General features: G+C 54.6%; 17 protein-coding genes and 1 pseudogene. 6 read left to right on the forward strand and 12 right to left on the reverse strand.

All coding sequences use genetic code 11. The features are described from left to right. The first annotated feature begins 86 nt into the window (after window positions 1-86). Window positions 87-1,106: a DUF1761 domain-containing protein gene (locus FFI95_RS12180; RefSeq protein ID WP_144822927.1), complete on the forward strand. Its 1,020-nt coding sequence runs from the start codon at window positions 87-89 to the stop codon at window positions 1,104-1,106. Between the two features lie 33 nt (window positions 1,107-1,139). On the opposite strand, the gene FFI95_RS12185 is transcribed toward FFI95_RS12180, so the two are convergent. Further along, window positions 1,140-1,721, reverse strand: coding sequence for a biotin transporter BioY (locus tag FFI95_RS12185; protein ID WP_144822928.1), 582 nt, complete (start codon window positions 1,719-1,721; stop codon window positions 1,140-1,142). 91 nt (window positions 1,722-1,812) lie between these two features. Between FFI95_RS12185 and FFI95_RS12190 the strand changes: the two genes are divergently transcribed. Together FFI95_RS12190 and FFI95_RS12195 are read left to right on the forward strand one after the other, a co-directional pair. Next, window positions 1,813-2,925, forward strand: coding sequence for an AI-2E family transporter (locus FFI95_RS12190; protein WP_144822930.1), 1,113 nt, complete (start codon window positions 1,813-1,815; stop codon window positions 2,923-2,925). A gap of 143 nt (window positions 2,926-3,068) precedes the next feature. Continuing rightward, window positions 3,069-4,718 (forward strand): AMP-binding protein, encoded by a 1,650-nt coding sequence (locus FFI95_RS12195; RefSeq protein ID WP_144822932.1) that lies wholly within the window; start codon window positions 3,069-3,071, stop codon window positions 4,716-4,718. 71 nt (window positions 4,719-4,789) lie between these two features. Here FFI95_RS12195 and FFI95_RS12200 read toward each other — a convergent pair whose 3' ends face one another. From FFI95_RS12200 to FFI95_RS12250, 11 genes are all read right to left on the reverse strand, one after another. Continuing rightward, window positions 4,790-5,254, reverse strand: a complete 465-nt coding sequence (locus FFI95_RS12200) for a hypothetical protein (protein ID WP_144822933.1) — start codon at window positions 5,252-5,254, stop codon at window positions 4,790-4,792. Window positions 5,255-5,311: 57 nt separating this feature from the next. Continuing rightward, on the reverse strand, window positions 5,312-6,997 hold the full coding sequence (locus FFI95_RS12205; protein ID WP_144822935.1) for an AMP-binding protein: 1,686 nt from the start codon (window positions 6,995-6,997) through the stop codon (window positions 5,312-5,314). 50 nt (window positions 6,998-7,047) lie between these two features. After that, complete coding sequence (locus FFI95_RS12210; protein WP_144822937.1) at window positions 7,048-7,626, reverse strand: peroxidase-related enzyme; 579 nt, start codon at window positions 7,624-7,626, stop codon at window positions 7,048-7,050. Window positions 7,627-7,635: 9 nt separating this feature from the next. Next, window positions 7,636-8,535 carry a hydroxymethylglutaryl-CoA lyase gene (locus FFI95_RS12215; protein WP_144822939.1) on the reverse strand — a complete coding sequence of 300 codons (900 nt, stop codon included), beginning with the start codon at window positions 8,533-8,535 and terminating at the stop codon, window positions 7,636-7,638. Then, on the reverse strand, window positions 8,535-10,538 hold the full coding sequence (locus tag FFI95_RS12220) for an acetyl/propionyl/methylcrotonyl-CoA carboxylase subunit alpha (protein ID WP_144822941.1): 2,004 nt from the start codon (window positions 10,536-10,538) through the stop codon (window positions 8,535-8,537). Before FFI95_RS12220 ends, FFI95_RS12215 begins: the two co-directional genes overlap by 1 nt. A gap of 1 nt (window position 10,539) precedes the next feature. Then, the gene (locus FFI95_RS12225) at window positions 10,540-11,364 is read right to left on the reverse strand and encodes an enoyl-CoA hydratase-related protein (RefSeq protein WP_144822943.1); all 825 of its coding nucleotides are present in this window, start codon (window positions 11,362-11,364) and stop codon (window positions 10,540-10,542) included. Between the two features lie 15 nt (window positions 11,365-11,379). Further along, entirely contained in the window at window positions 11,380-12,987 is a 1,608-nt protein-coding gene (locus FFI95_RS12230) for a carboxyl transferase domain-containing protein (protein WP_144822944.1), read from the reverse strand. A gap of 83 nt (window positions 12,988-13,070) precedes the next feature. Continuing rightward, a complete protein-coding gene (locus tag FFI95_RS12235) occupies window positions 13,071-14,237 on the reverse strand; it encodes an isovaleryl-CoA dehydrogenase (protein WP_144822946.1) in 1,167 nt (388 codons plus the stop codon). Window positions 14,238-14,254: 17 nt separating this feature from the next. Beyond that, window positions 14,255-14,668, reverse strand: a complete 414-nt coding sequence (locus tag FFI95_RS12240; protein ID WP_144822948.1) for a MerR family transcriptional regulator — start codon at window positions 14,666-14,668, stop codon at window positions 14,255-14,257. Window positions 14,669-14,906: 238 nt separating this feature from the next. Continuing rightward, window positions 14,907-16,508: a fatty acyl-CoA synthetase gene (locus tag FFI95_RS12245; RefSeq protein ID WP_144822950.1), complete on the reverse strand. Its 1,602-nt coding sequence runs from the start codon at window positions 16,506-16,508 to the stop codon at window positions 14,907-14,909. Window positions 16,509-16,638: 130 nt separating this feature from the next. Continuing rightward, window positions 16,639-17,652, reverse strand: coding sequence for an AraC family transcriptional regulator (locus tag FFI95_RS12250; RefSeq protein ID WP_144822952.1), 1,014 nt, complete (start codon window positions 17,650-17,652; stop codon window positions 16,639-16,641). A 278-nt stretch (window positions 17,653-17,930) separates the two neighbouring features. On the opposite strand from FFI95_RS12250, the pseudogene FFI95_RS15615 reads away from it, so the two are divergent. The 3 genes and pseudogenes from FFI95_RS15615 to FFI95_RS12265 all read left to right on the forward strand — a co-directional run. Then, a pseudogene (locus tag FFI95_RS15615) lies at window positions 17,931-18,050 on the forward strand (acyl-CoA dehydrogenase family protein); the annotation flags it as partial. Between the two features lie 49 nt (window positions 18,051-18,099). After that, window positions 18,100-19,287: a beta-ketothiolase BktB gene (gene bktB, locus FFI95_RS12260; RefSeq protein WP_144822954.1), complete on the forward strand. Its 1,188-nt coding sequence runs from the start codon at window positions 18,100-18,102 to the stop codon at window positions 19,285-19,287. A gap of 111 nt (window positions 19,288-19,398) precedes the next feature. After that, window positions 19,399-20,160, forward strand: a complete 762-nt coding sequence (locus FFI95_RS12265; RefSeq protein WP_144822955.1) for an SDR family NAD(P)-dependent oxidoreductase — start codon at window positions 19,399-19,401, stop codon at window positions 20,158-20,160. Window positions 20,161-20,192 lie beyond the last annotated feature (32 nt).

The raw sequence follows: 20,192 nt of genomic DNA on the forward strand, positions 1-20,192 counted from the left end.
TGAGCAGGAACGCTATTGAATTCTGGGACGGGAACCTTGCGCAGTAAAACCATAGCGAGGAGATCATACGATGGAGGATCTGAACGTTGAGTGGCAGCAATAAAACATCGGATTCGATGAGCGAGTATCATGAGACAGCTTTTCGGTCTGACGCGATCCCAAAACAGAAGCCTCTGGAAAATCCGGGTGGATTTGCCAAGGCTCTGGAAGGCGGCGACCTGATTGAACGTTTGAGCTGGGCAAATTACTCGGGTCTGGATATACATGTACGACCAAGCTCAACTGAGACGTACCAGAAACGCGCCTCTGGAAGCGACAAAAGAGAACTGGCAGGACCTGCCTGGACTCATCAGCAAAAGCCTGCCGAGTTTATAAAAACACGTTGGCAACTACTTTTAATGTTGGCTGGCTCATTCGCAGATTATTTTTTGTTTAAATGGATGTTAACTGTTCTCTTAATTGGGATGACGATAACTGCGTTTAAATTTGGTGTCGATGGAATTTTCGTCGGTCTCCAGTGGTTGTTTTGGCTAGTTGTTCTGCACCTCTTCTTCCGCTACCCCTTCACCTGGTTTCTTGAGCGTAATCCCGATTTCATCGTCAAAGACCTGGGCTGCGGCTTCTTCCGTCCCAGCGGCATGGTCAAATTCCGCACTTGGCGCGAAGAAACCTTTGAGGCGCCATTTATCGAGTTCGACCCGTACATTTCCTACCACGTCCAACCCAAAGGGCCGGTCAGCTACAAGCTACAGCTTCGTCACCGCTACAGTGGCTGGCAGACGGCGGTCGCCGAGGTGCACAGCACACAGAAAGTGGAGCTGTACGCCCATTGGGATGAGTTGCAGCGTTACATGGATGTGAGCCAGCCTTTACCGGATATCCCCGCACTCGAACCCTATCGCCATCTCGACCCGACCACCGCCGAGTACGATGCGGCAGGCAAGCGCGGACGCCCTGCAGACTACTGGGCCACGCTGGACCTGGAGTGGTGGGAAAAAGAAGGCTATCCCGCTCACATGGAAAAAATCCGTAACTTCCCGTGGAGCTCGCTGGAAGACCAGATGCGGTACAGCGTACCGAATCTGGATGAGGCGGCAATGGCGTAGGCGTCAGCGGTGTGACGTATAAGTAAAACGCGGTTACCCGGCGTGGTTCTTTCGAAGAAAACGATCGACAATAAGGATCGTTGCGACAGCAAGTGCTGACTTTAGAAGACCACCAATCAGGAAGGGCAAAACACCTTTCATGAATGCGCTCGCCGGGCCGATCGTAAATGCGAGCCATAAGCCACCAAAGCCAAGGCAGACTGCATGGCCCAACAGCATTGCCAGAAAGGCCAGCGCCATATTTTTGGTATTCCAGCCACGTTCAAAGAGTAAGCCAACCACGGCAACCGCCAGCGGAAAAGCAAAGAGGTAACCCGCTGTTGGTCCAGAGAAGTAATCCAGCCCGCTGGAGCCGCCCGCCAGAACCGGAAGTCCCAGTGCGCCAAGAATCAGCCATAGCACGGTTGAGGCAGTACCAAGCTTCCAGCCGAGAAGTCCGCCGATAGTAAGAAGCACATAGGTTTGTGCGGTAACAGGTACGGGAACCATTGGTATTTCGATGTAGGAAGCAATGGATAAACAGGCAATTGCTGTCGCAACTACAACCAGCTTCCAGCTTGCTGACCGGTTATTTGGGTTAAGAGGGCTGAAACTGTTTTTTGGCTCAGAGACCATTCTTTTTCCTTGGTTTGGTACGAGTTGCTGATTTCGTCGCAGGATCTTAGTCAGTTAAGTACTATACGTTAAAAGAAACCGGTGACTTTCTATGAAACACGAAGACTATCCGAACGACAAGCCAGGTCCTGGAATCCGCAGGACTCTGGCCAGCCTTTCAACGCCTGTTTATGGCCTTTTTGTGCTTGGTGTACTTTATACCCTGTACCTTGCTCATCAAATCATTTTGCCCATTGTGCTGGCACTGCTCACAAGTTTGCTGCTGTCGCCACTGGTTACCCGCATGGGATCTGGTCTGCATATACCCAGGGTCGTCAGTTCGCTGATTCTGGTGTTGCTGGTACTGATCGGCGTTGCCGGAGTGTCCCTGGCCGTTGCTACGCCTGCACTTGAGTGGGCAGGTAAGGCACCGGAGGGGATATCCCGCTTGCTGGTGGGTGAAAGTGAACTGAAACGCCAGATCACCAGGGTTACCGAGTCGGCGCAGAAAGTAGAGGACTCTGTAAGTGAGTTATCTGATGGGGGTGATAAAGCATTAACGGCAGAACCAACCACGGTGGTTCTGCAAACCGAGTCCTGGCGTGCCCAGCTAATGACTAAAGCCCGGGATGGGGTTGCAGGGTTTGCGCTTGCCATGGCGCTGACTTACTTCTTGCTTGTGAGTGGTGACCGGCTGGTCATCAATTTTGTGCGCCAGTTACCGAGGGAACACCGGGGAACCGTATTGCGAATTACCCGGGACTCTCAACACCAGATTGCGCAATACCTCGGTGTTCTGGGAATCAGCAATCTGGTTGTAGGGCTGACTACTGGGTTGATGACCTGGGCGCTTGGTTTACCTGACCCTGCGGTTTGGGGGCTGGTGGCTGGTCTGGCACGCTTTATACCCTACCTTGGCGTAATACTCACTATCTTGTTGCTGGCGGTGGTCTCTGCAGTAAGCCTGGACACTCTGTGGATGATGGCGATTGCGCCAGCAGGCTACCTTGCCCTCACCACAATGGTCGGCTTTTTTATTGAGCCATGGATTCACGGTTTCCGTATGGCAATAAATCCGGTGATTATCTTCGTTTCCATTTTTTTCTGGGGCTGGTTGTGGGGGCCGGTGGGGGTATTGCTGGCAGTGCCATTAATGACGGTTATTCAGGTTGTGCTGAAACAGATACCCAGATTGCGGCCGATTTATAAAGTCATTGCCCGTTAGCAAAGCATTGTCATTACACGGGCAGGCTTCATTAGCGGTCCTGTAGAAGAAAGGCTGCACACCTAAAGTTTACCTTTACGTAAAGTGGAGCTTGTGATAAACCTGCAATACGAACTCAAAGACAAAAACAGCAGGAGTTGACCATGAGCCTTCCGAACTACGTCGACGTGTACAACAACTTTGATCCCGCAGCCCTGGAAGCAAAGATTCTGGATGGGAGCCTGGAAGACGGGCTGAATGTTTGTCACGAAATCTGTGACAAGTGGGCAGCCGACCCGGCCAGGGTTGCGCTTTATTATGAAAAGGAAGAGGGCGGCGATGGAGCTCTCACCTTTGCGGAACTGAAAGAGCAGTCCGCTCGCTTTGCGAATTATCTGGCCTCACAGAGTATAGGCAAGGGAGATCGTGTGGCAGGTCTGCTGCCCAGAGGGCCAGAGTTGCTCATCGTCATCGCAGGCACACTGCGGGCCGGCGCGGTTTATCAGCCGCTGTTCACGGCGTTTGGTTCGGGCGCTATTGAGTACCGCCTGGAGCGCGCAGGAACCCGGTTGGTTGTTACAAACCCGGTAAACCATCCCAAGCTGGCTGATGTGAAGAACTGTTCGCCTGTGCTGTGTGTTGATGCAAAGGAAACCGGTGCCGATGTTCCCGACTTCCATGACACTCTCAGTGAACAGTCGCCCCGGTTTGAGCCGGTCATGATCAGGGGCACGGATCCTTTCCTGCAAATGTTTACTTCCGGCACCGTGGGTAAGCCGAAGGGAGTTGCTGTGCCGGCTCGCGCACTGATGGCTTTCTATGTATATATGAGATACGCCATTGATTTGCGAGACGACGATGTTTTCTGGAACGTAGCGGATCCGGGCTGGGCTTACGGTCTTTACTATGCCGTGGTAGGCCCCTTGTTGATGGGGCATGCGACTCACTTTAATCCGGGGGCGTTTACGCCGGAATCTACTTACGACATGATCCGTAAGTACAAGATCACTAACTTTGCAGCCGCACCCACTGCGTATCGCGTGTTGAAAGCAAACGACGATGTTCTCCCTGAAGGCGAAAACCTGGGGCTGCGTGTTGCCAGTAGCGCCGGTGAAGCGCTGAACCCGGAAGTGGTTAACTGGATCAGGGATCGTCACTTCTGCCCGGTACTGGATCATTATGGCCAGACCGAAACCGGCATGACCTGCTGTAATTTTCATGGGCTTGAGCACCCGTTGCGTCCGGGCTCAATGGGCTATTCCTGCCCGGGCCAGAGGGTGGTTGCTCTGAATGAGAAAAATGAAGAAGTCGGAGAAGGCGAGGTCGGTCAGATTGCCATCGATGTTAACGCCTCTCCATTGTTCCATTTTGATGGTTACACCTGGGATGAAAAAGACCCGTTTGTAAAAGGGTATTACCTTACCGGCGATATGGCGGTGAATCACGGTGATGGCAGTTTCTCGTTCAGTGGTCGGGATGACGATATCATCAGCACAGCAGGATACCGGGTAGGGCCTGCCGATGTGGAGAGCACGCTTCTGGAGCATGCAGCGGTTGCTGAATCAGGCGTTGTGGCAAAACCGGATGAGAAGCGTGGTTCTATTATCAAAGCTTATGTGGTTATAAAACACGAACACGAGCCTGCAGACGAGCAGACTTTGCGTGATGAGCTTCAGGAGTTAGTCCGTCACCGCCTCTCTACACACGCGTACCCGCGGGAAATTGAATTTGTGGATGAGCTACCAAAAACCCCGAGCGGCAAGATTCAGCGCTTTATGCTGCGCAATCGTGCCCAGGAGGAGCTTGCTTCGTGAAAGGTAATCGTGAAACAGACTAAGTACCGATGATGAAAAGGGCCACTTAAAAGTGGCCCTTTAGCAAACTTCTACTCTGATTTAAGCATTCTTTGGACAGTCATGGCTGCAGATTTTGCTTCTGCATAGTCATCTGTATCAATGCCGCTTCTTGCTCTATCAGCAGCCTTCTTCAGCTTGTCTTTCATGTCTTTATCCTGAGCGCCGGGAATTGCACCTTTCCCCATATCAGCACAGGGATTCATTTCATCACTGTTAAAGCCATCACCGTCCGGGCCTACAAGACAGTTCAGGGTGTGATGTAAATGGGTGCGCACACCTTCAACATTTTCTGCCTTGGCAGCAAGGCCGGCATGGGTAGCGGCTGTTTTAACTGTCGGCGCTTCATCAGCCGCCAGGGCGGAAGACGAAATCAGCAGCGCCAGAGCAGTTCCAACAACAGCAGAAACGAACCGTACAACTGAATCGGAACGAAAGGTAAAGCCAGAATGAGTCTTCATTTGTGCTTCTCCTTGTCGCATTAAATGTAAAAACACAGAGCCGGCGGTTTCACCGGCTCAAAGATAAGCATAGCAGCTATACTGTCAGCGTTTTCATTTCAGCCCCATTTCCTCAATGGAGATTTCCCGCATTTTGAACTTCTGAATCTTGCCGGTCACCGTCATCGGGAACTCGTCCACAAACTTGTAGTTCCGGGGAATCTTGAAGTGAGCGATCTTACCCTTGCAAAAATCCATCAACCCCTGGGCGTCTACCGGCTCTGCATCGGGCCTCAGCTTAACCCAGGCAATCAATTCTTCGCCATAGGTCTCGTCGGGTATGCCGGTAACCTGAACTTCCTCGATTGAAGGGTGGGTGTAGAGAAACTCTTCCACCTCTTTCGGGTAGATGTTTTCACCCCCGCGGATCACCATGTCCTTAATGCGGCCGACAATCTGGATATACCCGTCTTCATCCATGGTGGCCAGATCGCCTGTGTGCATCCAGCCAGATGCATCAATCGCTTCATGGGTTTTTTCTTCATTATTCCAGTACTTCAGCATCACGCTGTAACCACGGGTGCACAGCTCACCAATCTCGCCCCGGGGTTGTACATTGCCAGTGCCCGGGTCGACAATTTTTGTTTCCAGGTGCGGCTGGGTGCGGCCCACGGTGGTTACCTGCTTTTCGAATGGGTCGAGGGAACTGGTCTGGGTAGAAACCGGGCTGGTTTCGGTCATCCCATAGGCAATCTGAACCTCTTTCATGTGCATCTTATCGTTAACCTTTTTCATTACCTCCGCCGGGCAGATGGAACCCGCCATGATGCCGGTGCGGAGGTTTGATAGGTCGTAAGATTCAAACTCGGGTTCAGACAGTTCGGCGATGAACATGGTGGGCACGCCGTAGAGCGCTGTGGCCTTTTCCTGATGCACAGCCTGCAGAACCGCTTTGGGGTCAAAGCCTTCGCCAGGGTAAATCATGGTGGAACCATGGGTAATGCACCCGAGGTTGCCCATGACCATGCCAAAACAGTGGTACAGAGGAACCGGAATAACCACGCGGTCTTTTTCAGAGAGTCGCTGGCTTTCACCCACAAAGAACCCGTTGTTCAGTATGTTGTGGTGGGTGAGGGTAGCGCCCTTGGGATTGCCGGTCGTGCCCGAAGTGAATTGAATGTTGATGGGGTCGTCGAACTGGAGCTGGGCTTGTACCGTGTTCACGTCTTCCTGGCTTGCTTCGCCGGCAAGGTTAATAAACCCGGCCCAGCTCCACATGCCGGCGTGTTCTTCTGTATCCAGATTTATAACTACGCGCAGCTCAGCGAGCCGCTGAGCTTTGAGTTCACCCGGGGGGCTGGCTTTTAATTCCGGCGCCAGATCATAGAGAATTTTCCGGTAATCAGAGGTTTTAAAACTATCGGCGGTTACCAGCACACTGATGCCGGCCAGATTCATGGCGTATTCCAGTTCATGCATGCCGTACGCCGGGTTAATATTAACCAGAATGGCGCCCACTTTGGCAGTGGCAAACTGGGTAACCGTCCACTCATAGCGGTTCGGGGCCCAGATCCCTACCCGGTCGCCGCGCCTGACCCCAATAACCAGAAAGGCCCGCGCTGCTTCATTAACTTTTGCAACGAACTCTTTGTAAGTCCATCGAATATCCTGGTGCAGGCACACGAGGGCTTCGGTGTCAGGGTATCTGGCTGCCGTGCGGTCAAGCATTTCGCCGATGGGCATGCCCTGCAGTGGTGTGCTGGAGGTACCGCTGGTGTAGCTTGGAAGAGTCTGGTTCATTGATTGCCTCCGGTTGTTTTTATCGTCGAGGGCTGAGTAAAAGTTTGTCGTTAGCGAGCCTGACTGTGGTATTCCTGGTTCGGGCGCATATCGCTGGCAATCGCAACGCGATTTGACATGTTGTAAAAGCCAATTACGTTGCTCAGATCCCAGATGCCACTGTCGCTGAAGCCTGCGTCCCGCAGTGCCTGCACCTGCTGCTCCGTAACGGTTGCGGGTGAGGAGGTGAGTTGGGATGCAAAATCCAGCATGGCGCGCTGGCGCTTATCCAGGCTGGCTGTCCGATAGTTCATCACCAGATGCTCGCCCAGCATCGGGTCGCCACTCAGAACGCGCACAGCCGCACCGTGGGCGACCAGGCAGTAGAAGCATTTGTTTTCTGAGGAAACCACCACCGCAATCATTTCCCGTTCCAGCTTGCTAAGCTCGCTTTCACCCATCATTAATTCGTTATACAAGCGGGAGAAGCCATCCAGCTGTTTCAGGTTCTGGCTGTATGCGGTAAGAACATTTGGAACCATGCCGAGCTTTTCCAGGCATATTTCAAAATATTTCCGGACATCATCTGGCAGGTTTTTCATCTCAGGAATGGGAAGGTCCAGAGCAACAACATGTTTATTATTCGTCATGACAGATCCTTATGATTTTAATGCCTGGCCCACTTTGGAGCCGTTTGGTCGATTAAGCTGATTACTGATCCATACGCCGGTGGCCACCAGTTTTTTCAGATCCACACCTGTGTGGATATCCAGGCCATTAAGCATATAAAGAACATCTTCGGTGGCCACATTGCCTGAGGCTCCATTGGCATAAGGACACCCGCCCAAACCGGCAACTGAGGCATCAATAACCGCTACACCTTCCTCCAGCACCGCGTAGAGGTTCGCCAGGGCCTGTCCGTAGGTGTCGTGGAAATGAGCAGCGAGACGTTCTACGGGTACGTGCTTTGTAACGGCTTCGAGCATGCGCTTGGCCTGGAATGGCGTGCCCACGCCAATCGTGTCACCCAGAGAAATTTCATGGCAGCCCATGTCAGCCAGGTCTTTCGCGACTCTGGCTACCTGTTCCGGCGCAATATCACCCTCGTAGGGGCATCCCAGCACCGTCGATACGTATCCCCGCACCGGAATGTTGTGCTTCTGAGCCGCTTCCATGACAGGCAGAAAACGCTCCAGGCTCTCGGCAATGGAGCAGTTGATGTTTTTCTGACTGAAGGATTCAGACGCCGCACCGAATACAGCAACCTCATCCACGTCTGCCGCCAGGGCGTTTTCAAAGCCTTTGAGGTTAGGGGTAAGCGCTGAATAGCGTACGCCGCTCTTGCGTTTGATGCCGGCCATGACGTCCGCTGCATCGCCCATCTGGGGTATCCATTTGGGGGACACAAAGCTGGCGGACTCGATGTGGGTAAGTCCGCAATCTGCAAGACGCTCGATCAGCCCAGTCTTGGTCTCTGTCGCTATCACCGGCCCGGCCTCATTCTGCAGACCGTCCCGGGGGCTCATTTCCACTAACCGTACCTGTTTCGTGAAAGCCATCAGCTCGCCTCCTCTTTGTCCTGCTCTGCAACCTCAATGGCAATGAGCTCAGCGCCTTCAGATACCTGCTCGCCTTCTGCAAAGAAAATTTCACTGACCACACCATCGGCTGGCGCCTTGATCGCGTGTTCCATCTTCATCGCTTCCATGATGACCAGTGTCTGGCCTGCCGTAACTGTATCGCCCGGCTGCGCCTGCACGGCCACAATGGCGCCATTCATCGGTGCGGTCAGGCCGCCTTCGGGAGCCATGTCTTCAGACACATGGTTTTCCCGGTACAGGACACAGGCAAAGGTGTCACCCTCATAAAAAAGCACGAGCTGGTTATGGTGCAGGTTGCCGTGGACGCTGATGCGGTGACCGTTTATAACCGCTTGCAGGTAATCGCCTTCCAGCGTCGCATCGAGGTTGTAAACACTGTCTTCTATGAAGACCTGATAGCTCTCATCCTGCTCGAGAATTTTCAGCTCGTGTATTTCATCGCCCACTTGCAATGGCAGGGGCTGAGCGTATTCCGAGTTCAGGCGCCAGCTGTTGCGGCGCCCGAACGGTGACCAGGGATCTGTATTCACGGATTCGGCAGACTTGCGTTCTTCGAGCACAAAGCCGGCGGCCAGAACCAGCGCCTTGTGGGTATCCAGCGTTGATTCCGGGAACAGTAAATCCCGATGGCTGTCGATAAAGCCAGTTGTAAGGTCCGCTTCCCGGAAGGGGTGCGAGTTGGCAAGTGCGTGCAGGAAGCGGATGTTGGTTTTCACGCCTGCAATCCGGTAGTGCTCCAGGGCCTGAACCATGCGGTTGATGGCCTGATCACGGGTTTCGTCCCAAACGATCAGTTTGGCAATCATCGGGTCGTAGTGAATGCTGATGTCGTCGCCTTCGATCACACCGGTATCCACACGCACATGGGCACTTTCATCGGGTGTGCTCAGGTAACGCAGGTTGCCGGTAGCCGGCAGAAAATCCTGGTCGGGGTCTTCGGCATAAATTCGGGCTTCCAGGGCGTGGCCATGGGTTTTCACCTGCGACTGTTCCAGCGGCAGGGCGTCGCCCCAGGCCACTTTCAATTGCCATTCCACCAGGTCCTGGCCGGTCACCATTTCTGTGACCGGGTGCTCGACCTGCAAACGGGTGTTCATTTCCATGAAGAAGAACGAACCGTCTACGTCGTAAAGAAATTCCACAGTGCCAGCGCCCACATAATCAATGGCCTGAGCCGCTTTAACCGCAGCTTCACCCATGGCTTTGCGGGTTTCTTCGCTCAGTCCCGGCGCCGGTGCTTCTTCCAGTACTTTCTGGTGGCGTCGCTGAACCGAGCAGTCACGTTCCGCCAGATAGACGCCTTTCCCACTCTGGTCACAGAACACCTGAATTTCAACGTGGCGCGGCTGGGTCAGGTATCGCTCTATCAGCATACCGGGGTTGCCAAAGGCGTTTTTTGCCTCACGTTGGGCGGCGGCAAGGGCGTCGTCAAACTCGCTCATGTTCTCGACAACACGCATGCCTTTGCCGCCACCTCCGGCAACTGCTTTCAGCAGTAGCGGGAAACCGCATTTTTCCGCTTCAGCACGCAGGGTTTCCGGAGCCTGATCATCACCATGGTAGCCAGGCACCAGCGGCACCCCCGCGTCCTCCATGATGGCTTTGGCGGCCGATTTGGATCCCATCGCCGCAATAGCGGAGGCGGGTGGCCCTATGAAGACCAGGTTATTGGCCTCACAGGCTTCGGCAAACTCCGTGTTCTCGGAAAGGAATCCATAGCCTGGATGAATTGCCTGGGCGCCGCTGCGTTTGGCAATTTCGATAATCTTTTCACTGCGCAGGTAGCTTTCCGGGCTGGGAGCCGGGCCAATATGAAAAGCCTCGTCCGCCATGGTGACGTGAAGGGCATTTGCATCGGCATCGGAATAAACAGCAACACACCGGATGCCCATGCGGCGTGCGGTATGAATAATCCGGCAGGCGATTTCGCCGCGGTTGGCTATGAGGATTTTTCTGAACATATCAGTTGTTCTCCGGAATCCAGTTGGCGCGGCGCTTGTTCAGAAAGGCGCTTAACCCTTCCTGACCTTCCTGGCCTACGCGGATATCTGCAATGCGGTGTGCGGTGTCATCAATAACGGTGCTGTCAATGGTTTTATGGCTGACCGCAAACACCAGGTCTTTGGCAGCTTGCATGGCCTCCGGGCCATTCTGGGCAAGCTGCTTCAACATTTCGTCACACCGGGCGTTCATAGCGTCAACATCGTCGCAGACACTGTGCACAAGACCGAAGCGTTCTGCTTCCCGGGCGTTGAACACTTCGGCTGAAATGAAGTAGCGGCGTGCCTGGCGTTCACCAATGGCGCGCACAACATACGGGCTGATCACGGCGGGAATCAGACCAAGTTTGACCTCACTCAGGCAGAAGCTGGACTTTTCGGTAGCAATAACAATGTCGCAACAGGCAGCCAGACCCACGGCGCCGCCAAAAGCCGCACCCTGAACCAGGCCGATAACCGGCTTGGTGAGGTGGTTCAGGCGGTCCATCAGGTGTGCAAGCTGGCGGGAATCGTCCAGATTCTCCTGCTGGCTGTTGTCCGCCATGCGGCGCATCCAGCCAAGATCGGCTCCGGCGGAGAAGTGCTTGCCTTCAGAACGCAGAATAACGACCCGGGTTTCACTGTCAGTATCCACGTCTGTGATGGCGTTGATCAGTTGCTGAATGATGACGTCATCAAAGGCGTTGCGCTTGTCTGGCCGGTTCAGCACGATTTCCGTCACGCCCTGAGCGCGACGGTTGAGCAGAACTGCGGATTCCTGTTCTGGGGGGGTATGGGTATTTGTCATGGTTCTTCTCCCCGATTACATCCGGAACACGCCAAAGCGAGTAGGCTTTGCCGGTCGGTTGAGGGTGGCAGAGAGGCTGAGGGCGACCACTTCCCGGGTCTGGGCCGGATCGATAACGCCGTCGTCCCACAGCCGGGCGCTGGCATAATAGGGGTGGCCCTGGCTTTCATAGGTGTCAATAATGGGCTGCTTAAAGGCGGCTTCATCTTCGCTGCTCCATTCCTCGCCTTTGCGTTCCATGCCATCACGCTTGACGGTAGCCAGCACACCGGCTGCCTGCTCGCCGCCCATGACGGATATGCGAGCGTTCGGCCACATCCACAGGAAGTCGGGGCTGTAGGCCCGGCCGCACATACCGTAGTTTCCGGCACCAAAGCTGCCGCCGATCAATACCGTAATTTTGGGAACATTGGCGCAGGCCACCGCCATCACCATTTTGGCGCCGTGTTTGGCAATACCTTCGGCTTCGTATTTCTGGCCGACCATGAACCCCGTGATGTTCTGCAGGAATAGCAGGGGGATATTGCGCTGGCAGCAGAGTTCAATGAAATGCGCGCCTTTTTGCGCGGACTCGCTGAACAGGATGCCGTTATTGGCAATGATGCCAACGGGGTAACCGTGAACGTGCGCAAAGCCGGTGACGAGGGTCTGGCCGTAGTAACGTTTGAATTCATCAAATTCAGAGCCGTCTACGGTACGGGCGATAACGTCGCGTACATCGAACTGTTTGCGCAAGTCTGTTCCAACAATGCCGTAAATTTCGTCCGGGCTATACAGTGGCGCTTCCGGCTTCCGGATTTCTACGTCGACAGGTTTGCGGCGGTTGAGGTTGGAGACACAACGCCGGGCTATGTCCAGGGCGTGGGCATCGTTTTCGGCGTAGTGGTCGGCTACACCGGAGGTTTTACAATGCACATCTGCGCCCCCAAGGTCTTCGGCACTGACGACTTCACCGGTGGCGGCTTTTACCAGGGGTGGGCCGGCCAGAAAGATGGTGCCCTGGTTGCGGACGATGATGGATTCGTCGGCCATGGCGGGCACGTAGGCGCCCCCCGCGGTGCACAGGCCCATGACAACGGCAATCTGGGGGATGTCGTCTGCGGACATGCGGGCCTGATTGTAGAAAATGCGGCCGAAGTGGTCGCGGTCGGGGAAGACTTCGTCCTGCCTTGGCAGGTTGGCGCCGCCGGAGTCCACCAGATAGATGCAGGGCAGCCGGTTTTCGAGGGCGATTTCCTGGGCGCGCAGGTGTTTTTTCACCGTGAGAGGATAGTAACTGCCGCCTTTTACGGTGGCATCGTTGGCAATGATCATGCATTCGGTGCCGGAAACACGGCCTACGCCGGCGACGACGCCTGCAGCGGGGACGGCTTCGTCGTAGACGTTGTAGGCGGCAAGCTGGCCGATTTCAAGGAAGGGGGAGCCGTCGTCCAGCAGGCGGTTGATGCGCTCTCTGGGCAGGAGTTTGCCGCGGGCGATATGGCGTTCCTGGTAGGAGGGACCGCCACCTTGCTGGATGGTGGCTACTTTGTCCCGCAGGTCGGCGACGGCTTCTGCCATGGCGTTGTGGTTGGTCTGGAACTCTTCAGATCTGGGGTTTATTTTGCTTTGGAGTATCGTCATAGCCTAGTAATCCGTGCTTCGGAGCTTGGGTGCGTCGGGCCTGGTGGGGGTTCTTTCCGGGAACCGCCACCCGAACCCGCTGCTTAGTTGTTCAGGAACAGTTCCCGGCCGATCAGCATGCGGCGGATTTCGGATGTACCTGCGCCGATTTCGTAGAGTTTGGCGTCGCGCAGTAATCGGCCTGTGGGGTATTCGTTGATATAACCGTTACCGCCCAGGAGCTGGATGGCGTCGAGGGCCAGTTTTGTGGCCATTTCCGCGGAGTAGAGGATGGCGCCGGCGGAGTCTTTGCGGGTGGTTTCGCCGCGGTCGGCGGACTGGGCCACCATGTAAACATAGGATTTGGCGGTGTTCATGTAGGTGTACATGTCCGCAACTTTGCCCTGGACCAGTTGGAATTCGCCAATTGCCTGTTCGAACTGTTTCCGTTCTCGGATGTAGGGGACCACCACGTCCAGTGCGGCCTGCATAATACCCAGGGGGCCGCCCGCCAGTACGAGACGTTCGTAGTCAAGGCCGCTCATGAGGACTTTTGCGCCTTTGCCCACTTCACCCAACACGTTTTCTTTGGGGACTTTGCAGTCTTCGAAAACCAGTTCGCAGGTGTTAGAGCCGCGCATGCCGAGTTTGTCCAGCTTCTGGTGCTGGCTGAAGCCGGCGCTGCCGCGTTCCACGATGAAGGCGGTGATGCCTTTGGAGCCGGCTTTTACGTCGGTTTTTGCGTAGATAACGTAAACGTTGGCATCGGGGCCGTTGGTGATCCACATTTTATTGCCGTTCAGCAGGTAGTGGTCACCGGCGTCTTTTGCGCTCAGTTTCATGGAGACAACATCGGAGCCGGCGTTGGGCTCGGACATGGCCAGGGCGCCTATGTGGTCGCCGCTGACGAGTTTTGGCAGGTATTTCTGTTTTTGTTCTTCGGTGCCGTTCCGGTGTATCTGGTTAACACAGAGGTTGGAGTGGGCGCCGTAAGACAGGCCCACTGACGCGGAGGCGCGGCTGATTTCTTCCATTGCGATTACGTGTGCAAGGTAACCCAGGCCGGAGCCGCCGTAGGCTTCATCAACGGTGATACCCAGCAGACCCATATCACCCAGCTTTTTCCACAGATCCATAGGGAACTCGTTGCTGCGGTCGATTTCTTCGGCCCGGGGGGCGATTTCTGTGGCTGCGAAGTTATTAACCTGTCCGCGCAGCATATCTAGTGTTTCGCCAAGGCCGAAGTTGAGCTCTGAATAGTGTGATTTCATATTGATTGCCTTTTGTTCTAAGCCGGAGTTTGTTGTTTTTTCTTTTTCTGAATGTCAGCGAGTGCGTCTTTGCAGCGAGCTTCTGCTGTGTCTATTTCCATCTCTGCCATGGCAATGTCTTTTTTCTGCTGTTCCAGGTGCGCCCGTTTTTCGCTCAGGATCGTCAGCATTTTCAGCAGTTGTTTTTCATTGCCCGTCAGTGTCTCGTCCCAAAGGTCAAACAGCTCTTTGGTTTCCGCCAGTGAAAACCCCATACGTTTGCCGCGAAGGATCAGCTTCAGGCGTACTCTGTCTTTAGTGCTGAAGATCCGGGTCTGTCCGCGTCTTGTGGGCTTAAGCAGTCCCTGATCTTCATAGAAGCGGATGCTTCTGGTTGTAACGTCGAACTCGTTGGAGAGCTCGCCGATGCTGAATGTTCTTTTCTCTTTCATGTTGATGTCCTTTTTAATCAAGGTTAGATGAAGTTTACGTAAACGTAAAGGGTGTTTTAGGGACGATTAATTGAGGTTGGAGTATGCAAAATGAAAGTGGTTGCGTGCCAGAGGTGCCATGAATTGTAACAAACGCGATGTAATGGCCGGGCGGAGAATAAGGAAGGGAGCGGATTAAATCTGGGGATGCCGGCTCACCTTACATCGGTGCAAAGCGTGAGCCGGTTCTTCTGGATACTCAGGACAGATCTTCTCTGAGTTGTCGTTTCAGTAGTTTGCCGGCGGTGTTTTTGGGTAATTCTTCAGCAAAGTGAATGTGTTTTGGCAGCTTGAAGTTCGCCAGTTTTTCACGCGCATGGTCCATCAGAGCGGCGGAGTCTTCAGTATAGCCGTCTTTGAGAACGACAACAGCGCAGATGGCTTCAATCCATTTCTCATCGGGCACGCCGATAACCGCGACTTCTGCTACAGATTCGTGCTGATAGAGAGCTTCTTCCACGTCTCGGCTGGCAACCAGCACGCCGCCGGTATTCACAACGTCTTTGATGCGGTCAACTATGTAAATGTAGCCTGCTTCATCCTGGTAGCCCAGGTCACCGGAGTGAAACCAGCCGTTTTTGAAGGCCTCGTCGGTAGCTTCAGGTTTGGCCCAGTATCCGACCATCAGTTGTGGTGAGCGATGAACCAGTTCGCCCTGGTCCCCGGGCTGGCACTCTTTTCCGGTAACCGGGTCGACAATACGGGTCATAACGGTTTGCATGGGGCGGCCGGCGGAGGAGGGGCGCTCAGAATGTTCTTCCGGTAGCAGGACAGTTGCCAGAGGCGCCATTTCACTTTGGCCATAGCAGTTGTACAGCCCCGCCCCAGGCAGTTTTCTGCCAAGCTCCTTGACCACCTGTTCGGGCATGATAGAGGCACCATAGTACAGCTTGTCCATATGCTGCAGTTTGTCCGGGTTGAACTGCGGATGGTGTAGCAGGGCAATCCAGACGGTTGGCGGGGCAAAAAACGCATTCAGCTGTTCACTTTCCAGTAACCCCAGTATCGCATCCGGTGTGGGCGTGTTGATAATACGGCTGTAGCTGCCGCTGAGCAGCATAGGCATGGTAAATACGTGCATCTGTGCAGAGTGGTATAAAGGCAGTGCTGCCAGTGAGCGGTCGCCAGCGCGGATGTTCAGATGGTACTGGCAGGCACCATAGTGTGTCATCAGCGAGCGGTGGGTATGCATGGCCCCTTTGGGGTCTGAGGTGGTGCCGGATGTATAGAGAATCTGCACTACGTCTGTGTCGGAAAGCTCCACATCAGGTGGCGTGTCGTTTCCGGCCGTGAGGGCAAGCTGCAAGGCATCACAGGGGCTTTCGTCACGCTTGTCTGAGCTGTCATGTCCCCGGTGAAGAGTGCCGTAAATGCTCACTTCGACGGTTGTCTGCACCACATCGATTTGCGGCTGCAGATCTGTGTCAAAAAACAGAGCTTTGCAACCGGATTGTTCAAGTATATAGGTAAGCTCCTGACCTATCAGCGCATAATTAACCGGCACATGAATCAATCCTGCTTTTGTGCAGGCAAGCCAGAGCAGTAGATAGGCATCTGAGTTTTTACCATAAGCACCAACACGGTCTCCCTTTGCCAGTCCAAGCCCGATCAGTTGGTGAGCCAGGCGGTTTGAGGCCAGGTGAAGCTCTGAATATGTCCAGGCGCGCTTATCAAATGCCAGCGCGGTTCGGGTGCCGTGGGTGCTTGCAGAGCGAGCAAGCGCATCGCCTATGGTGTTGCGCAGGGCCCGGTGAATGCCCGCGGGTAGCTGGCCAGTGGCTGTGGTTTGAGAGTCTGTCATGCAAGTACCTCTTTTACTGTTTTTATATTGGGCTGGTGGCATTAACTCAAAGAAAAGGGTGTGTCGGGAATGATCTGTCAGGTCGAAAAAATTGACCTGATCGGTCAATCAGCTGTTCAGAGCCTGAATATTATACTGACCACTGCGAAGGGCTTTTGCCAGTCCAGCGTTTAAAGGCCCGGCAAAATGAAGCGGTTTCGGAAAAGCCCACACGCTCGCTGACGTCTGCCACACTGAGGTTTTCCGTACTCATAAGCTTTATGGCGTACTCCCGTCGTAATGACGTTTTAATGGCACGCAGAGACGTACCTTCCTGTTGTAGCCTGCGGCCGATGCTTCTGGGCGTCATATGCAATAACCGGGCGAGTTCATCCAGGCTGGGCATATTGCTAAGGCCCCGGCTTGCCAGCAGGGCACGGACATGGTTGCGCAGACTGTCGTCGTTTACCGGTCTGTGCAGAATATAGGCCGGTGCTTCCTTAAGAAATACGTCCAGCTCTGCTTCACTCCGGGTTATGGGCAACTGCAGATATTTTTCGTGCAGGTTGAAACCACATACAGGTTCGCCAAATCGTAATTCAGTCGGGAACATGGCACGGTACTCATTCACGTGCCGGGGCGCGGGGTAGCTGAATCGGGTTGTGGCGAAAGGGATCTGCTGGTCTACCAGCCAGCAGGCGAATCTTTGCCACATCAGAAGCAGGAACTCCTGCAGCAGGTGGTCTGTATCCTGGCTGTCATCTTCCAGGCTGAGGCGGAAAAATACCAGCTTACTGCTGTCACTTTCTTCCAGGCCTATGTCGACGTTGTTGCAGGCTACGCTATAAACCCGGGTACTCTTGCGTAATACCGCTCCGAGGGAGGCTGACCCCAGGCAGTAGTCTGCCATCAGCGCAAAGGTGCCATTTTTGCAGGGGCTGGTAGATAACCCCATGAACTCATCACGGGTTGTCCGCCACACATTTTTAATCAACAGGGTGAGCTGCTGCTCTGTAATCAGTTGTCCGGGGTTATTCAGCCACTCAACAGGGATTGCGGCACCTTCAAGCAGAGTGTTTTTGCTGAACCCCTGTCTTTCGGCGCCGCGAATTGAGGCTTGGAGGTAATGATTTGCAATGTGGGCTACAGATTGCGATTTGGGCATATCTACAGTCGTTCAGGTGCATGTTGTGTCAATTTTTTCGGCTTGTACGGCCATTCCCGGTGAACAGGATAACCCTTTAAATGACTGGTTGCCTGAACAATCAGATTAATAGCGGGGTTACCCATGTCCGGACACCAGGGAGATGCTGTGGAGCTGTTTTTCCGATCTTGTGGTGCCTCATGAAACCCTTCTTGATGTGGGGCAGGCGGTGAGCGCAAGGGAAGAAGTGTTGGCACTGACTCTGGACTATGTGCCGCAGCGCCAGACGATCGGCCAGCGAATCGCAGATTTCCAGAGCACATGGTTTAAACTGGGCGGATGCATGGGTGCAGACAATTTATGCCGGCACATCTGAGATAATGAAAGAGGTGATTGCCCGCTCCATGCTGGGCAAATAGATGATCCGTTTTTTGAACCTTCACGATCTGAAACTTAGAGGACGTAATAATGAAACTGACCGATGTCGTAATTCTTGATGGTGCCCGTACAGCCATTGGTGGCTTTGGTGGCAGTCTGAGTTCGTTAGGCCCGGCCGAGCTGGGTACCTGTGCGGCAAAAGAGGCGATCAGCCGCGCTGGCATTCCCGCCGAAGACATTGACCATTCCGTGTTCGGGCATATTATCCCCACCGGCCCGGCTGATGCATACGTCGCCCGCCACATTGGTCTGAATTCGGGCCTGCAAAAAGGGTCTGCTGCTTTCAATGTTAACCGTCTGTGCGGTTCCGGGGTGCAGTCGGTTATCAGTGCGGCGCAGATGATTCTGATGGGGGACAGTCAGATTGCACTGGCCGGGGGCACGGAGAGCATGAGCCAGGGGGCTTATGTGCTGCCGAACGTGCGTAAAGGACTGCGGATGGGGGATGGTAAAGCGGTTGATATGACCCTAGGCACCCTCAGCGATCCATTTGGCAGTGGTCATATGGGCATGACCGCCGAGCGTATTGCCGAAAAGCATGGCCTGACCCGCGACGACCTGGATGCATTCTCGGCAGAAAGCCACCGCCGGGCAAGCCACGCCATTGAGAGCGGTTACTTCAAAGAGCAGATTGTGCCGGTAACGGTAAAGCAGGGGCGTAAGGAAGTCGTATTCGAGCAGGACGAACATGTGCGTGCAGGCACCACGACAGAAAGCCTGGCGGGCCTGAAACCGGCGTTCACCAAAGACGGTATTGTAACGCCGGGCAACGCCTCTGGCATTAACGACGGGGCTGCAGCCATGGTGCTGACCAGTGCGGCAGAAGCTGAAAAACGTGGCCTTAAAGCACGCGCACGCATTGTGGGTTATGCCTTTGCCGGAGTTGATCCCAGTGTGATGGGGCTGGGCCCGATTCCGGCTGTGCGTAGTGTACTGGAGCGGACAGGGCTGAGTATTGCAGACCTGGACGTTATTGAGTCTAACGAGGCCTTTGCAGCCCAGGCCCTGGCGGTCAGTAAGGAACTGGGCCTGCCGGCAGACAAGGTGAACCCCAACGGTGGCGCCGTCGCCATGGGGCACCCGGTCGGTGCCACCGGCTCCATACTGATTATTAAAGCCCTTGCCGAACTGGAGCGCACAGGCGGGCGCTACGGTCTTATCACCATGTGTATTGGTGGTGGCCAGGGTATCGCGCTGATTGTTGAAAGTGTCAGTTAATACCAGAGACTGATTTATTTCCATGGCTGAATTGGTTAAAGTTTACGTTAACGTAAAGGGTGGCGTGAGCCCGATTCAGCCAATAACAAAACTCAGATAAGGGGGAAATCAATGGAATTCAACAATATACCGGCCATCGTAACAGGTGGGGCCTCCGGGCTTGGCGAAGGTGCAGCACGGGCTTTGGCGGCTGCCGGCTGCAAAGTAGCCATTCTGGACCTGCAAAAAGAGCAGGGTGAGAAGGTGGCCGCGGACATTGGTGGCATTTTCCTGCACTGTGACGTGAGTTCCCCCGACAGTGCCGAAGCAGCACTGGCAGCAGCCCGTGAAGCCCATGGCCCGTGTGGCATTGCGGTTAACTGTGCCGGTATTGGTCCGGCCGCGAAGATTCTGGGACGCAACGGTGTTATGCCGCTGGAGAGTTTCAGCAAGGTAATTGAGGTAAATCTTATAGGTACCTTCAATATCCTGAGGCTTGTCGCTGCCGATATGGCGCAGCGTGAGCCCAACGCCGACGGCGAGCGTGGGGTCATTATCAATACTGCGTCGGTGGCGGCCTATGAAGGGCAGATTGGCCAGGCAGCCTACAGTGCTTCCAAGGGCGGCGTCGTTGCGCTGACCATACAGTCGGCGCGGGAGCTTGCCCGCGAGGGTATTCGCGTAAACACCATCGCCCCCGGCTTGTTCATGACACCCATGATGTCCGGTATGCCCCAGGAAGTTCAGGACAGCCTGGCGGCAACCTTGCCGTTTCCCAAGCGCCTGGGTAAGCCAGAGGAGTTTGGTCTGATGGTTGATCAGATGGTGCGGAACCCGATTCTCAACGGCGAAACTGTCCGGCTCGACAGTGCCTTGCGTATGGCCCCCAAGTGATTTTATCGCCAGCCGGCCTCGTTCCGGAAATC

It is taken from the genome of Marinobacter piscis (genome assembly GCF_007671655.1).
In the GTDB taxonomy this organism is placed as follows: Bacteria; Pseudomonadota; Gammaproteobacteria; order Pseudomonadales; family Oleiphilaceae; genus Marinobacter; species Marinobacter piscensis.

Excerpts from the sequence above, each read along its gene's own strand:
- FFI95_RS12185 (WP_144822928.1), bottom strand. The coding sequence starts at position 1,721 with ATGGTCTCTGAGCCAAAAAACAGTTTCAGCCCTCTTAACCCAAATAAC.
- FFI95_RS12190 (WP_144822930.1), top strand. The coding sequence starts at position 1,813 with ATGAAACACGAAGACTATCCGAACGACAAGCCAGGTCCTGGAATCCGC.
- FFI95_RS12195 (WP_144822932.1), top strand. The coding sequence starts at position 3,069 with ATGAGCCTTCCGAACTACGTCGACGTGTACAACAACTTTGATCCCGCA.
- FFI95_RS12205 (WP_144822935.1), bottom strand. The coding sequence starts at position 6,997 with ATGAACCAGACTCTTCCAAGCTACACCAGCGGTACCTCCAGCACACCA.
- FFI95_RS12210 (WP_144822937.1), bottom strand. The coding sequence starts at position 7,626 with ATGACGAATAATAAACATGTTGTTGCTCTGGACCTTCCCATTCCTGAG.
- FFI95_RS12215 (WP_144822939.1), bottom strand. The coding sequence starts at position 8,535 with ATGGCTTTCACGAAACAGGTACGGTTAGTGGAAATGAGCCCCCGGGAC.
- FFI95_RS12220 (WP_144822941.1), bottom strand. The coding sequence starts at position 10,538 with ATGTTCAGAAAAATCCTCATAGCCAACCGCGGCGAAATCGCCTGCCGG.
- FFI95_RS12225 (WP_144822943.1), bottom strand. The coding sequence starts at position 11,364 with ATGACAAATACCCATACCCCCCCAGAACAGGAATCCGCAGTTCTGCTC.
- FFI95_RS12230 (WP_144822944.1), bottom strand. The coding sequence starts at position 12,987 with ATGACGATACTCCAAAGCAAAATAAACCCCAGATCTGAAGAGTTCCAG.
- FFI95_RS12235 (WP_144822946.1), bottom strand. The coding sequence starts at position 14,237 with ATGAAATCACACTATTCAGAGCTCAACTTCGGCCTTGGCGAAACACTA.
- FFI95_RS12240 (WP_144822948.1), bottom strand. The coding sequence starts at position 14,668 with ATGAAAGAGAAAAGAACATTCAGCATCGGCGAGCTCTCCAACGAGTTC.
- FFI95_RS12245 (WP_144822950.1), bottom strand. The coding sequence starts at position 16,508 with ATGACAGACTCTCAAACCACAGCCACTGGCCAGCTACCCGCGGGCATT.
- FFI95_RS12250 (WP_144822952.1), bottom strand. The coding sequence starts at position 17,652 with ATGCCCAAATCGCAATCTGTAGCCCACATTGCAAATCATTACCTCCAA.
- bktB (WP_144822954.1), top strand. The coding sequence starts at position 18,100 with ATGAAACTGACCGATGTCGTAATTCTTGATGGTGCCCGTACAGCCATT.
- FFI95_RS12265 (WP_144822955.1), top strand. The coding sequence starts at position 19,399 with ATGGAATTCAACAATATACCGGCCATCGTAACAGGTGGGGCCTCCGGG.